Source organism: Actinoplanes sp. CA-030573 (assembly GCF_050951115.1).
GTDB lineage: Bacteria > Actinomycetota > Actinomycetes > Mycobacteriales > Micromonosporaceae > Actinoplanes.
The window spans coordinates 9,300,910-9,314,418 of record NZ_CP192038.1 but is presented as its reverse complement, the minus strand read 5'-3'; the positions used below and the strand labels follow the sequence as shown (position 1 = coordinate 9,314,418).

Here is a 13,509-nt window from a genome sequence, read left to right as displayed (position 1 = left end):
GGCTGTGCCGCTGCGGCCGGGCTGTGCCGCCGGAGCCGGGCCGCGTCGCCGGAGCGGGCTGCGCCGCCGGAGCCGGGCCGCGCCGCCCTACCTGGAGCCGCGCCGCTGAGGCTGGGTGCGTCGGTCGGTGGCCGTCAGTCCGGGCGGATCAGGATTGCGAAACCGTGGCCGGGGATGGCTACGGCGCGGTTGGCCTCGGCCGGGGACAGGGCCAGAAGCAGGGCGCCGGAGGTGGGGTCGGCGGCGCCGGTGACTTGGAGGACCTCGGCGGTCGCGGCTACGGGTGTGGTCTGGCCGGTGGACTCGTCCACTCGGAGAAGGTCCACGTGGTTGCCGGGGCGCACCAACGCCAGGGCGGTCGGGTCGGCCAGGCGGATCGGTACCCCGACGCGGCCGGCTGGCACGGCGGCCGGCATCGGGATCGCCGAGGTGCGTGGCGTGGCGGCGGAGGGTGATGGCTTCGGAGCGTCGGACGCCACGCCGGCCGCTACGCCGGGCTTCTCGCAGGAGCGTGGAGGCGACCACGACGCGAAGGCGGCGAGAGCTAGCAGGGCCAGGACCGCAACCAGGCGAAGCAGCGTGCCGCGGGCCGGACGGCGCCGGCGCACAGGATCGAGGCGTCCGTCATTGCGGTCGCGGCGTGCGGTCCTGCGCGCGGTGTGCGGCGGAAGCGGTGGTGACGGGGCCGGTGGTGACAGGAAAGGCGCGGCCGGTGGCGACCGGAACGGCGCGGCGGGTGGTGAGGGGGACTGCGCCGACCGGAACGGCGCGGCGGGTGGTGAGGGGGACTGCGCCGACCGGAAAGGCGCGGCCGGTGGTGACGGGGCAGGTGGCGACCGGAACGGCGCGGGTGGCGGCGTTGGCGGTGGCGGCACCGAACTGGTGCGGTGGGTGCGGTGGGTGACGTCCATCGTTCGTGCCCTCCCGGTCTGCCGTCGGCGCCGTGGTCGAGGCACCGGGGGCAGAGGTTAGGGCGAGGGGGAGATCGCTCGCTGCGGGTCTGTGGACGGCCGCTGGGCTTGTGGATAACGAGCGGGGCTGCGGAAATGCGAAACGCGCCGGGCCGGTGGCACAGCGCGCCGCGCGTATGGGTGAGCAGAGCTGGGCCACGCCGCGGGGCCGCGCGTATGTGTGAGCAGAGCTGCGTGACGCCGCGGGCCGCGCGTATGGGTCAGCAGAGCTGCGTGACGCCGCGCGGCCGCGCGTATGGGTGAGCAGAGCAAAGGGCCCCGCGTCGCGCCTCAGGAGGTCGCGGCGGCCTTGGCCCCGGAGGATGACGACGACGTCGAGGACGACGACGAAGACGACGGGGACGCGGACGAAGACGACGACGAGGACGACGTGGAAGTCGACGACGAGGAGTCGGACTTCGAGGATGACGCCTCGGACTTCGTGGACGCCTCCGCACCGTTCGACTTCTCGGCGCTCACGGCGCCCGAGCGGGAGTCGTTGCGGTAGAAGCCGGAGCCCTTGAAGACGATGCCTACCGAGTTGAAGACCTTGCGCAGCTTGCCGTGACAGTTCGGGCACTCGGTGAGCGCCGGGTCGGAGAACGACTGAACCGCCTCGAGCTGGTGACCGCACTCGGTGCAGGCGTACTGATAGGTGGGCACGGCTCCTCCGGAATGTGTCGGCTGCTGGCACTCGCCAACTCCGAGTGCCAATGTTGCGCCATCGGAGGTCATTTCGTCCACTCGGCAGCGCGGTTGAGGGTCAAGCCACCACTCGGTGTGATCCAACCGTGCACCGGGCGGTCGTGCGGCTCGGCCGGCACCGCGTCGATCAGCTCGCCGTCGTGCAGGAGCGCGACCGTCAGCGGGGGCTCGGGGAAGGGCAGGCGGGCCAGCACCCGGTCGTAGGAGCCGCCGCCGCGGCCCATGCGCATCCCGCGCCGGTCGACGGCCAGGGCCGGCACCAGCACCAGCGAGGCCGCGGTGACGGCCGTGACGCCCAGCCGGGGGCCGCCGGGCTCGAGCAGGCCTCGAGGCCCGGGGGCGAGCGTCAACGGGAAGTAAACGGCCCAGTCGAGGTCGCCCGAGGGCAGCAGCACGGGAAGCAGCACCTCGGCGTGGGCCGCGAGGAACGAGGGCAGCGTCGACCCGCCGGGTTCGGGCCCGATCGGGACGTAGGCCGCGATCACGGCGGGGTGCTCACGGCGTACGAGCGCAAGAATTTGATCTTGAAGGCGCGCGGCGGCGACCAGGCGGTCCTCGGGCGAGAGGGCGCGTCGTGCGGTGATCAGACGACTGCGCAGCGCGATCTTGGCTGCTCGTGATCGTTCTTCGTCACCGGTTAAATCGGGCATGCAACACCCCCTTTCAAAAAGCGGCAAACGGCGCACACTATGTCAGCATCGCTCCAAAGAGGGCCACTCCCGGGAGGATGCGTGACGCTACGTGGCCGGCTCACCACCGCGTTCCTGGTGGTCGTGTTCGGTCCGGTCTTGCTCGGGTGCATCTTCGTCGCCATGACCGTCTCCACGGTGAGCCGGGACCGGACGGCGGAACGACTCGATCATGCCGCGACCACGGTCCGCACGGGCATCGGGGCGATCTGCCGTCAGTTGCAGGCCGTCGCCGACTCGGTCGCCGTCGTGCCCGGGGAAAGTCGCTCCGCCGTCGGCAACCAGCTGGTCGCGCGAGGCCTGGCCAGCGACGTCCGAATAGCGGACTCGGCCGGATCACAGGGCAAGGCGGATCCCGGCTGGCAGGATTGCGCGGCCCCGACCGGTGGTACCGCCATCGCGATCGCCGCCACCGCCCGCTCCGGATCGATCTCGGTCACCGCCGCCCAGGCCATCGACGACGCCTTCCTCAACCGGCTCGCGGCCACCAGCGGCGCGCGCATCACCCCGGGCGTCCATCCGCGCTCGGGGAGCCGCGAGCTCAGCGCGGAGCCGGGCCAGCCGGTGCCGCTCACGCTCACCGTTCCGCAGAGCAAACCCACGTTCCTGTACGGCGTTCTGCTCGCCGTCGTGCTGGCGGCGGGCCTGGCCGGCGTCGTGGTCGCCCGGTGGCTCGCGAACACGACCACCCGCCCGCTCGGCGACCTGGCCTGGGCGGCCGACCGGGTGGCCGGCGGCGACCTGGACACCCGCGTGCCGATCGTGCGCCCCGACGAGCTCGGCCGGCTGGCGGCCACCTTCAATCGCATGACGCGCGAGCTCCAGGCGTACGTGCAGGCCCTCACCGCCTCGCGCGACCAGCTCCGCGGTCATCTCGCCATCCTCGGCGAGACACTGTCCAGCACCCACGACGTGGACCGGATCCTTCAGGTCATCCTGCGGACCGCGCTGGCCGCGACCGGCGCCCGGGCCGGTCTCGTGCTGCTGCTCGACCCGGCCGGCACCCACCTGGTCGCCCGCTGCGCCGTCGGGCTCACCGGCGCCTGGGACGTGCCCGAGGCCGAGCTGGCGACCATGCGCCTCGAGGTCGGCACGGGCGTGCTCGGCGGGGTCGCGGCCGGCGGCGAGCCCCGCCGGGGGCACGGCCTGGTCGCCACCCAGGAACCGCCGTGCCGCACCTATCTCGCGGTGCCGATCCGGGCGCCGATCGTCGAGGACCCGCTGCTGCTGCCGGGCGAGCCGGCGCCGGCCACGCTCGGCGTGCTCGCCCTCTACGACCGGGTCGGCGGGGACGACTTCGACGACGCCGACCTGCACACGCTGCGCACGTTCGCGGGCCAGGCCGGGGTGGCCGTGCACAACGTGCGGGCGCACGAGGAGGCCCAGCGGTTGTCGCTCACCGACCCGCTCACCGGCCTCTGGAATTACCGTTACCTCCGGGAGTCGTTGCGCCGGGAGGTGGAGCGGGCCAGCCGGTTCGGCCGCATGCTGGCGGTGCTGGTGCTCGACCTCGACCACTTCAAGGAGGTCAACGACACGTACGGGCACGCGGCCGGCGACACGGTGCTGGGCGAGTTCGCCCGGCGGATCCGGGTCGGGCTGCGCGAGGTGGACGTGGCGTTTCGTCAGGGCGGGGAGGAGTTCGTGGTGCTGCTGCCGGAGACCGACGCCTTCGGCGGGGCGATCGTGGCCGAGCGGCTCGGCGCGGCCGTCCGCGACCGGGCGGTGCCGATCGAGAGCCGCGGCGCGGTCCCGATCACGGTCTCGATCGGGGTGGCGGTCTTTCCCGAGCACGGCGCCGACGCCCAGGAGGTGCTGCGGGCGGCCGACGACGCTCTGTACGCGGCCAAGAACGCCGGGCGGGACACCTACCGTCTGGCCGAGCCGGCCCCAGACGTACCTCCGATGAATTTTGATCCCAATGGCACTCCGACCGGTGGGCCGCAGCCGCCGCGCCAAGCACGCGGCCGATAGTCTCGCGGAATATCCGGGCACGATCTGAGCGAAGGTGCGGTGACCTCGATGACCTCGAACGCGCATGCGACCGGCCGCCGGGCGGTCAAGGCCGTCATTCCCGCGGCCGGTCTGGCCACCCGGTTCCTGCCGGCCACCAAGGCGGTGCCGAAGGAGCTTCTGCCGGTCGTCGACCGGCCCGTCCTGCAGTACATCGTGGAGGAGGCCGCGGCCGCCGGCATCACCGACGTGTTGCTGGTGACCGGGCGGGGAAAGACCTCCATGGTGGATCACTTCGACCGCCGTCCCGACGTCGAGCAGCGGCTGGAGGAAAAGGGTGACCAGGAGCGACTCGCCGCGGTGCGCCGCACCAGCGAGCTCGCCGACATCTACACCTGCCGCCAGGGCGAGCCGCTCGGTCTCGGGCACGCGGTCGGCACCGCCGCCTCGCACGTCGGCGACAACCCGTTCGCGGTGCTGCTCGGCGACGAGTTCGTCGAGGAGGACAAGCCGCTGCTGCCGGCGATGCTCGACCTCCAGGCCCGTACGGGCGGGATCGTGCTCGCCTTCATGGAGGTCAAGCCGGAGGAGACCTCCCGCTACGGCATCGCGTCCGTCGCGCCGTCCGACCTCGGCGAGGACGTCGTGCAGGTGACCGGCCTGGTCGAGAAGCCGTCCCCGGAGGAGGCGCCGAGCAACCTGGCCGTCCTCGGCCGCTACATCCTGCCCGCCTCGATCTTCGACGCGATCGAGAGCACCAAGCCCGGCAGCGGTGGCGAGATCCAGCTGACCGACGCGATGGCCCAGCTGCTGGCCGACGGCGTGCCGGTGCACGGCATCGTCTACCGCGGCTTCCGTTACGACACCGGCATGCCGCTGGGATACCTTCAAGCGGTGGTGATGCTGGCCAGCAAGCGTGCCGACATCGGCAGCGAGTTCCGCGGCTGGCTCGAGGAGTTCGTCGCCGGCGGTGCGAAGGGATGACCGCAACGGCCGATGCCGAGGCGGCCGCCAACGAGCTGATGCCTCTCGCCGAGTACCTGGGCAGCGTGCTGCGCAGGTTGCGGCCGCTGCCTCCGCTCGACCTCGACCTGACCCAGGCGCACGGCAACGTGCTCGCGGGCGACGTGCTCGCCCCGCATCCGTACCCCGCCTTCGACCAGGCCGCGATCGACGGATACGCGGCCCGGTGGGAGGACCTGTCGTCGGCCGGCCGGGTCGGCTCGCACCCCTCCTTCGGCAAGTTCGAAGGAGGGCCGCGGCCGGTCCGGCTCAACGTGGTCGGCGACCTCGGCGCGGCCAGCTGGCGGCCGGTGCGGCTCACGCCGGGCACGTGCTTCTCGGTGGCGGCCGGCGCGCCTCTGCCGATCGGCGCCGACGTCGTGGTCCCGGTGCACTGGACCGACCAGGGCATGGCGGCGGTCGAGATCCTGCACGCGCCGAAACGAGGATCAGGAGTCCGGCGTACGGGCGAGGAGCTCGCCGTCGGCCAGGTGCTCGCCTCGGCCGGCACCTACGTGACGCCCGCGATGGTGGCCACCTTCGCCGCCTCCGGCATCGGCCACGTCGTCGTCCGGCCCAGCCCCCGCGTCGTCGTCGTGGCGACCGGGGACGAGCTCGTCGACGTCGGCCGGCCCAGTCAGCCCGGCCAGGTCGTCGACGCGAACTCGCACGCGTTGACGGCCGCCGCGGTCGAGGCCGGCGCGCTCGCGTACCGGATCGGCATCTGCGACGACGACCCGGAGGGCCTGCGCGGCCTGCTCGAGGACCAGACCCTGCGGGCCGACCTGATCATCACGACCGGCGGCACCGGCACCGGGCCCGGCGACATGCTCCGCCGGGTGCTGTCCCGCCGCGACCCCGGGCGCGGCGTGGTCGAGTTCACCGACGTCGCCCTCTGCCCCGGCGCCACCCTCGGCTTCGGCACCGTCGGCGGCGAGGAGGTGCCGGTGGTCTGCCTGCCCGGCGAGCCCGGCGCCGCGCTGATCGGCTTTGAGGTGCTGGCCCGCCCGGTCATCCAGCTGCTGGCCGGGGCCGAGCCGGTCTTCCGCCGCAGCGTCAAGGCGCATCTGCTGGAGACCGTCTCGTCCCCCGGTGGCCTGCGCGAGTTCCGCCCCGCCCACGTCGCCGAGCGGCGCGGTGGCGGGCACACGGTGCAGCCGCTGGCCGGGGGGCCGTACACTCTCTCCGGCCTGGCCGAGGCCAACGGGTTGCTGGTGCTCGGCGAGCGGGTCACCACGGCGGCCGCCGGCTCGACCGTGGATGTGTTGCTCCTCGACCGGAGGCGATGATGCTGGGGTCCACGCCCGGATGGCCTGCCGTCCTGGCGGACGGCCCCGTCGTGCTGCGCCCCTACAAGCGCAGTGACGCCCGGGCCTGGTCCGAGGTACGGATCGCCAACCAGCGCTGGCTCGCGCCCTGGGAGTCCTCGCCGCCCGGCCCATGGTCCGAGATGAACTCGACCCGGGCCTTCGGCTACGTCTACGCCGACATGAAGCGTTCGGCCCGGCGCGGCGACAGCATGCCGTTCGCCGTCTGCCTGCGCGAGGACGGCGACGAGCGCCTGGTCGGGCACATCAACCTCGGCAACATCGTGCGGCGGGCGTTCAGCTCGGCGTACGCGGGTTACTGGGTCGACTCCCGGGTAGCCGGCCGTGGTGTGATCCCCACCGCGCTCGCGCTCGCCGTCGACCACGCCTTCGGCCCCGGTGGCCTGCACCGCATCGAGGTCAACATCCGCCCCGAGAACGGGCCGTCCCGCCGCGTCGTGGAGAAGCTCGGCTTCCGCGAGGAGGCCTACCACCAGCGCTACATGCACATCGACGGCGGCTGGCGCGATCATCTTGGATATGCCCTGACCAGCGAGGAGGTGGCCGCCGAGGGCGGTCTGCTGGCCCGCTGGCGACGCGTACGCGCCTGATTCAATGATCTTCGCTGCGTGACGCGCCCGGCGCGGCGCGCGCATTTCCGCAGCTCGCGCCCGTAGCCTCGGGGAGATTGGGTCTTGCGGTCCGCCTTGTCAATGGGTAATGCGGACCGCCCGTTAGCTGACGGGAGGGGTGAGGGTGCCGACCTCGGTGCTCCTCGCCGTCCTCGCCGCGGCCGGACTGCTCGCCCTCGCACCGGCGCTCGTGCGCCGGTACGACGCCACCGAGCGCCTGGCCGCGGAGCGGGCGTCGTCGACGGCGCGGGTGCTGCAGCGCCGCCGCCGTCGCCGCACCGTGCCCGGACGCCGACCGATCAACCCCGGCCGGGCCGTGACGGTTACGGTCCCCGCCCCGTCGTCCTCGTCGTCCTCGTCGTCCTCGTCTTCCGCGTCTTCCTCGTCGCCGAAGGCGCCGCAGCGCCGGCTCCGGCTGGTGACGAACGGCAGGCGCCCGGTCCGCCGCGTCCCGCAGCAGAGGCACACACCCGCGGTCATCCGCCGGCGCCGGGTCTTCGCGGCGTTGCTGCTGCTCAACGTCATCGAGCTGGTCGGTGTGCTGACCGTCGGCCCCGGCTTCTGGATCGGGTTCGCGGTCACCGGGTCGCTGCTCGGCCTCTACCTGGTGCACCTGCGCAACCGCGCGCTGGCCGACCGCCGGCGCCGCCGGATCGAGGCGCGCGAGGCCGCGTGGCTGGCCGCGCGCCAGGCCGAGGTCCGCCGCGAGCAGGCACGGCGGGCGGCGGCGCGGCGCGAGACCCAGCGGCGGCTGGCGGCGCAGCGGGAAGCCGTGCGGCGGGCGGCCATGGGGCTGGACCGGGACCCGTCCGAGCTGCCCGCGGCGTCGGTCTCCTATCGGCGGGCCGGCGGCTTGCGGGGGCGCGCCTATGAAGCGGGCGGCCGGCACCACACGGCGTGAGTGGGGGCCGGTTCGCAAGCCGGGCGGGCAACCTGTTAGCCTTGCTGCGGTCCACGGGAACAGCGTTCCCGCGGCTGTAAGGGGCTGTGGCGCAGACTGGTAGCGCACCTCGTTCGCATCGAGGGGGTCAGGGGTTCAAATCCCCTCAGCTCCACGAGTGGCTGGGGCTCTGTGTCCGCGGAAAGCGCGGACCGGGGCCCCTCGTCATGTCTGCCGGGGGGCCGAGCCCCCCGAACCCCCCACGGTGTGACGGTTGCGCTTGGCGGTGTGAGACGTCCGAGCCGCTGACCCTCGCGGGGTGTGACGGTTGCGCCTGGCGGTGTGAGACGTCTGAGGCCCCCGAATCCCCGCGCGGTGTGACGGTTGCGGTTGGCGGGTGTGAGACGTCCGAGCCGCCGACCCTCGCGGGGCGTGACGGTTGCGGTTGGCGGTGTGAGACGTCCGAGCCACCGACCCCCCGAGCCGCCGACCCCGCGCGGTGGGACGGTTGCGGTTGGCGGGGAGGCTCAGGCTCGGAGTGACGCGGGCTGGGGCGGCCAAGGGGCGAGCGGCTCGGTGGCGGTCGGCCAGCCCAGGTGGACGCGCAGCTCCTCGGGCGTGCACAGGATGTCGGCGCCGAGCTGGACCGTGGCGATCTCGCGGGCCACCGCCGGGTCGGGGTCGTAGCCGTAGACCTCGGGCCACTGCCGGTGCAGGCGCGGCTCGCCGCCGAACGTCATGTCGCCGTCCTCGAGGACCATCGGGTCGCCGTAGACCGCGCTCTGGCACCCGGCCAGCAGGCCGTACCAGATCGCGCTGCACAGGCGGTTGGAGACGACGCGCTTGTGCCGCCGCAGCTCGCCCAGCTGGCGGACCAGGAACTCGCGGTCGTGGTCGCGCCACCAGAAGCCGCGGTAGCCGTGGCAGATGACCCGGAAGCCGGCCTTCTCGTAGAGCCGGCGGATCTTGCGTACCCGGAACTCGTTCCAGTAGAGGCACGTCGTGATCGGGCCGGTCTCGTGCGCCTTGAGCTCGTCGATCAACCGCTGGTGGTCGCCCATCACCTCCTGCCCCTCCCAGCCGTGGAAGGGGTAGAAGATCGTGCCCTCGCGCTCGCTCTCGGCGGCCGGGGTCTCCTGCATCGCCATCAGGTACGCGAACGGGGAGCCGACGGCGATGACATTGCGCCGCCCCTGCGACCACGCCCGCCGCCGCACCTCCTCGGACCAGACGAACAGCTTGCTGCCCTCGACGAACGGGACGCCGGGGGCGAGACCGTCGCCGATGTTCCACCCGTGCTGGAGGTAGCCCTGCATGCGCGGCGGGTGCAGCGGCTCGGCCAGCCGGGCGTAGTGGGCGAGCACGTGCGCGTGGCCGTAGTAGTAGTTGGCGTGGTGCATACCCTCATCCAGACGTGGCGATGGTGGGCGACTCGGCGACCCGGCGACCCGCAGCGGCGCGGCGGAGCATAGCATCGCGGCATAAACCGGCAGCTCGGCCGCAATTCTACCGGCGACGGAAGGGCACGCTTCAATGAAGGACCACGCGACGCCGGTCGTGCCGGTCCGGGCCCGGGGCGACTATCGCCAATCGGCCCTGGTCCTCGGCACGGCACAGCTCGGCGGGGCGTACGGGATAGCGAACCGCACCGGCATGCCGGACGATGACGCCACCGTCCGCATGCTGACCGCGGCCCGCGATCTCGGAGTCACCCACCTCGACACCGCCCGCGCCTACGGGGACAGCGAGCACCGCATCGGAGCCGCCCTCGGCGACCTCGGCCTGGCCGTCATCACGAAGGTGGCGCCCGGCGGCGACGTCCGGGCGAGCATCGCCGCCAGCCGGGCCGCCCTCGGCGTGACCGGGCCGCTGACGATCCTGCTGCACCGCGCGGCCGACGCCGACGCCGGCTGGGCCGACCTGCGCGGCTGCCTGGTGACGGGCGAGGCCGACCGGGTCGGCGTCTCGGTGCAGTCCCCCGACGAGCTGCGCCGGGTGCTGACGCTGCCCGATCTCGGGTACGTCCAGCTGCCCTGCAACATCCTCGACCGGCGCTGGCTGGCCGGCGACCTGACGGACGCGCTCGCCGCCCGCCCCGACCTGGTGGTGACGGTGCGCAGCGCGTACCTCCAAGGTCTGCTCGCCGCCGGAACCGGCGTGCGCTGGCCGCACCTCTCCGATGATCGCCGGGACGCGGTGGTGGCCACCCTCGATCGGCTCGCCGCCGAGCTGGGCCGGGCCGACCGCGCCGACCTCTGCCTCGCCTACCTGCTGTCGCTGCCGTGGGTCACCTCGCTCGTGGTCGGCGCCGAGACCGAGGAGCAGCTACGCCGCAACGCCGAGCTGATCGGCCGCGAGCCGCTGACCGTGGCCGAGCGGGAGCGGACGGTGGCGGCGCTGCCCGAGATGCCGGTGGAGCTGCTCGACCCGAGCCGGTGGCCGGCACGATGACGATCTCTTGGGCCTGCGGGCCGGGTGGCGGTGCTGAGATGACCCCTGACGATCTCTTCGGCCTGCGCGGCCGGGTGGCGGTGCTGACCGGCGCGACCGGGCGGCTCGGCCGGACCATGGCCGAGGCGCTGGCCGGGGCGGGCGCGACGACCTGGCTGGTGGGCCGCGACCAGGGCCGGCTCGACGAGCTGGCCGGGAAGCTGTCCCCCCTCGACTGCCGGCCCTTCCGATGCGACGTCACGGTCGACGAAGACGTCGAGGCGCTCGGTTCCGCCTTGCGCGAGGCCGGCGGGCGGGTCGACGTCCTCGTGCACAACGCACATGTGGGGCGCGGGGGCTCCTTGCGTACGGCGACACCGGCCGACTACCTGGAGGCGGCCGACCTGGCGCTGGCCGCCTTCCAGCGGTTGCTCGGCGCGACTCGCGACCTGCTCGTGGCGGCGGCCGCCGACGGGTCACCCTCGGTGATCACGGTGGCTTCCATGTACGGCCTGGTCAGCCCCAAGCCGCACCTGTACGACTCGCCCGAGGCCGGCAACCCGCCCTACTACGGCGCGGTCAAGGCGGCCCTGGTGCAGTTGACCCGGTACGCCGCGGTGGAGCTGGGCCCCTCGGGCGTACGGGTGAACTGTGTGACGCCCGGGCCGTTCCCGGGCGACGGCGGTGACCCGGCGCTGATCGCCCGCCTCGGCCAGCAGACGCCCCTCGGCCGGGTGGGTGATCCGGCCGAGATCGCCACGTCGCTTCTCTATCTGGCCTCGCCGCGGTCCAGCTACGTCACCGGCTCCAACGTGGTCGTCGACGGCGGCTGGACCGCCTGGTAACCGGTTCGCCGGATCATCAGCCGACGGCGGTGACCAGGCAGGTCAGCTTGGTGCCGTCGTCGACGTCGAGGATCGTGCTCTCCTCGGTGCGGGTCGTGTCGCCGCCGCCGATGTCCCGGACGGTCACCGTGCCGACGTCCAGCCGCTTGCCCGCGGCGTCGCGGTACTCGACGTTGACGGTCGCGGTCTGCGTGCTGGACCCGCGGTTGTGCACCTCGAGCCCGACGGTGGCCATGCTGCCCGCCGCCGCGCACTTGGTCACCTGCACGTCGAAGCCGCTGCCCGACGAGGGCATGAAGAAGTAGTAGCCGAGCCCGCCGACGAGCAGGACGACGGCCGCGAGCAGCACCCACTTGCCGGCGCCGCCGGACCGCTGCGGCACGGGCGGTGGCGGTGGCGCCTCGCCGCCGCCCGGGAGGTGCCGCACGGGCAGCTGGTCACGCCCCGCCGGCTCGAGTCCGCCACCGGTCGGCAGCGGCACCGCCGGCTGCCATCCGGTGCGATCCGTCTGCGGCAGTGCGCGGGACCACCCGGTGTCGGAGTCCCAGCCCGCGCCCGCGCGCTGCTGAGGCACCGGCTCATATCCCGCCCGGCCCGGCAGCGAGCCGGTCCCGTAGCCGGGTTCGGCCCGCCACGGCGGCGCGGGCGGTTGCTGTTGCTGCTGTTGCTGAGGTCGTGAGTGCCGCGGGCCGGGCTCGCCGGCCGGCGGCCAGCGATCGGAGGGCGGCTCGTAGTCTTGGGGAGGATTCGCGTAAGACATCGGGCGTCCTTGCACGATGGTGTGGGGGCGATCACAGAGTGGCCCCAGATCCCACCAAGGTCGAGCGTCCGATCAGAGACTCGGATGATCGTCAAGAGAAACTAGACGATGGGATGACATTACCCAGCGCAACGCCGGTTTGGACCGGTAGCCGCGCGCATCCAGGTCGTCGCTCCCCGTGCCGTCGCGCGCTTTCTTAACTTCCTTAAAGGCCGCAGATACCCCGAATCACACCTCAAACATGCATCGTTCGCTATGTGCGGAGAGCAACTATCACACCGCGACCCGTCGAAGCGCCTCGACTCGCGCGGTGCACTCAGCGTTCGCCCCCTGGATACGGCCAGCAGATCCCGGCGGGAGCGGGCCAACCTCTTGAGCGGATGTCAATCGCGGATGGTTGCCGCCCACTCGTTCGCCCACGCGTCGAGCGGGGCCAGCGCGCGACCGAGCTGCGCACCCAGCGGCGTGAGCTGGTAGCCGGTGTCGGTGGCGGTCGCCAGTCCGGTCGAGGTGAGCTCGCCGAGCCGCTCATAGAGCACGCTCGACGACAGCCCCTCGCACCGGGCGAGCAACGCGCGCGCCCCGACCGGCCCGTCGCGCAACTCCCAGATGACCCGCAGCGCCCATCGGCGCCCGAGCAGATCCATCGCCGCCATGATCGGACGGCCGGTGGCCGAGCCGCGAACGGGCTTGCCGGGGCGAGGTGTCGTCATGCCACTCCTTGTGTTTCTTTTTCCGAAACACTAGCATCGTTTCGGAAAACGAAACGGAGGTGGCCGGATGTCGCGCATCGGTGCGCTGCGCCCGCCGTACGGGAAAGAGGTCGCCGCCCAGCTGAAGAGCATGATGCCGCCGGGCGCACCGCCGATCGGGCTGTTCCGGATGTTCGCGCGGAACCTGCCGATGACCCGGGCCATGCACGGCTGGGGACGCTACGAGCTGGGCCGTGACCTGACGCTGAGCATGCGCGAGCGGGAGATCGTCATCGACCGCACCTGCGCACGCTGCGGTTGTGAGTACGAGTGGGGTGTGCACGTCCTGACCTTCGGCGACCGGGTCGGCCTCACCGCCGAGCAGATCGCCTCCACCGTCCATGGTGGAGCCTCCGACCCGTGCTGGACCGTCGAGCGCGAGCGTCTCCTCCTGCTGGCCGTCGATGCGCTGCACGATGACAACGACATCGCCGACGACCTGTGGTCGCGGCTGGCGGCCGCCTTCGACGAGCGGCAACTGATCGATCTGCTCCTGCTGTGCGGCTGGTACCACGCGATCAGCTTCGCCGCCCGCGCCGCGCGGCTGCCCCTCGAGCCGCGGGCGCCCCGGTTCTGAGTCAGACCTTTCGTTTCGCGAGAAACG

General features: G+C 72.8%; 14 protein-coding genes and 1 tRNA gene. 9 read left to right on the top strand and 6 right to left on the bottom strand.

Translation table 11 applies throughout. The annotated features are described in order from the left end of the window. Positions 1-134: 134 nt before the first annotated feature. From ACQP2F_RS43095 to ACQP2F_RS43085, 3 genes are all read right to left on the bottom strand, one after another. On the bottom strand, positions 135-608 hold the full coding sequence (locus tag ACQP2F_RS43095; RefSeq protein ID WP_433298308.1) for a hypothetical protein: 474 nt from the start codon (positions 606-608) through the stop codon (positions 135-137). Between the two features lie 633 nt (positions 609-1,241). Next, the gene (locus tag ACQP2F_RS43090; RefSeq protein WP_433298306.1) at positions 1,242-1,613 is read right to left on the bottom strand and encodes an FmdB family zinc ribbon protein; all 372 of its coding nucleotides are present in this window, start codon (positions 1,611-1,613) and stop codon (positions 1,242-1,244) included. A gap of 68 nt (positions 1,614-1,681) precedes the next feature. After that, complete coding sequence (locus tag ACQP2F_RS43085; protein WP_433298304.1) at positions 1,682-2,305, bottom strand: 5-formyltetrahydrofolate cyclo-ligase; 624 nt, start codon at positions 2,303-2,305, stop codon at positions 1,682-1,684. A gap of 81 nt (positions 2,306-2,386) precedes the next feature. On the opposite strand from ACQP2F_RS43085, the gene ACQP2F_RS43080 reads away from it, so the two are divergent. From ACQP2F_RS43080 to ACQP2F_RS43055, 6 genes are all read left to right on the top strand, one after another. After that, entirely contained in the window at positions 2,387-4,318 is a 1,932-nt protein-coding gene (locus tag ACQP2F_RS43080) for a diguanylate cyclase (protein WP_433298302.1), read from the top strand. A 48-nt stretch (positions 4,319-4,366) separates the two neighbouring features. Further along, positions 4,367-5,281 carry a UTP--glucose-1-phosphate uridylyltransferase gene (locus ACQP2F_RS43075; RefSeq protein WP_433298300.1) on the top strand — a complete coding sequence of 305 codons (915 nt, stop codon included), beginning with the start codon at positions 4,367-4,369 and terminating at the stop codon, positions 5,279-5,281. Then, positions 5,278-6,588: a molybdopterin molybdotransferase MoeA gene (locus ACQP2F_RS43070; protein WP_433298298.1), complete on the top strand. Its 1,311-nt coding sequence runs from the start codon at positions 5,278-5,280 to the stop codon at positions 6,586-6,588. Before ACQP2F_RS43075 ends, ACQP2F_RS43070 begins: the two co-directional genes overlap by 4 nt. Then, positions 6,585-7,217 (top strand): GNAT family N-acetyltransferase, encoded by a 633-nt coding sequence (locus ACQP2F_RS43065; RefSeq protein WP_433298296.1) that lies wholly within the window; start codon positions 6,585-6,587, stop codon positions 7,215-7,217. The genes ACQP2F_RS43070 and ACQP2F_RS43065 overlap by 4 nt, the downstream gene beginning before the upstream one ends. A gap of 145 nt (positions 7,218-7,362) precedes the next feature. Beyond that, positions 7,363-8,139 (top strand): divisome protein SepX/GlpR, encoded by a 777-nt coding sequence (sepX, locus tag ACQP2F_RS43060; protein WP_433298294.1) that lies wholly within the window; start codon positions 7,363-7,365, stop codon positions 8,137-8,139. Between the two features lie 80 nt (positions 8,140-8,219). Continuing rightward, a tRNA-Ala gene (locus tag ACQP2F_RS43055) sits at positions 8,220-8,293 on the top strand. A 352-nt stretch (positions 8,294-8,645) separates the two neighbouring features. Here the strand turns inward: ACQP2F_RS43055 and ACQP2F_RS43050 are convergent. Then, the gene (locus ACQP2F_RS43050) at positions 8,646-9,518 is read right to left on the bottom strand and encodes a hypothetical protein (protein ID WP_433298292.1); all 873 of its coding nucleotides are present in this window, start codon (positions 9,516-9,518) and stop codon (positions 8,646-8,648) included. A gap of 133 nt (positions 9,519-9,651) precedes the next feature. Between ACQP2F_RS43050 and ACQP2F_RS43045 the strand changes: the two genes are divergently transcribed. After that, positions 9,652-10,569, top strand: coding sequence for an aldo/keto reductase (locus tag ACQP2F_RS43045; RefSeq protein ID WP_433298290.1), 918 nt, complete (start codon positions 9,652-9,654; stop codon positions 10,567-10,569). Between the two features lie 38 nt (positions 10,570-10,607). Further along, on the top strand, positions 10,608-11,393 hold the full coding sequence (locus ACQP2F_RS43040; RefSeq protein ID WP_433298288.1) for an SDR family NAD(P)-dependent oxidoreductase: 786 nt from the start codon (positions 10,608-10,610) through the stop codon (positions 11,391-11,393). Between the two features lie 16 nt (positions 11,394-11,409). On the opposite strand, the gene ACQP2F_RS43035 is transcribed toward ACQP2F_RS43040, so the two are convergent. Then, on the bottom strand, positions 11,410-12,153 hold the full coding sequence (locus ACQP2F_RS43035; protein ID WP_433298286.1) for a hypothetical protein: 744 nt from the start codon (positions 12,151-12,153) through the stop codon (positions 11,410-11,412). Positions 12,154-12,536: 383 nt separating this feature from the next. Then, positions 12,537-12,866 carry a winged helix-turn-helix transcriptional regulator gene (locus ACQP2F_RS43030; protein WP_433298284.1) on the bottom strand — a complete coding sequence of 110 codons (330 nt, stop codon included), beginning with the start codon at positions 12,864-12,866 and terminating at the stop codon, positions 12,537-12,539. A 67-nt stretch (positions 12,867-12,933) separates the two neighbouring features. Here ACQP2F_RS43030 and ACQP2F_RS43025 point away from each other — a divergent pair, with 67 nt between their 5' ends. Beyond that, a complete protein-coding gene (locus tag ACQP2F_RS43025; protein WP_433298282.1) occupies positions 12,934-13,482 on the top strand; it encodes a carboxymuconolactone decarboxylase family protein in 549 nt (182 codons plus the stop codon). Positions 13,483-13,509 lie beyond the last annotated feature (27 nt).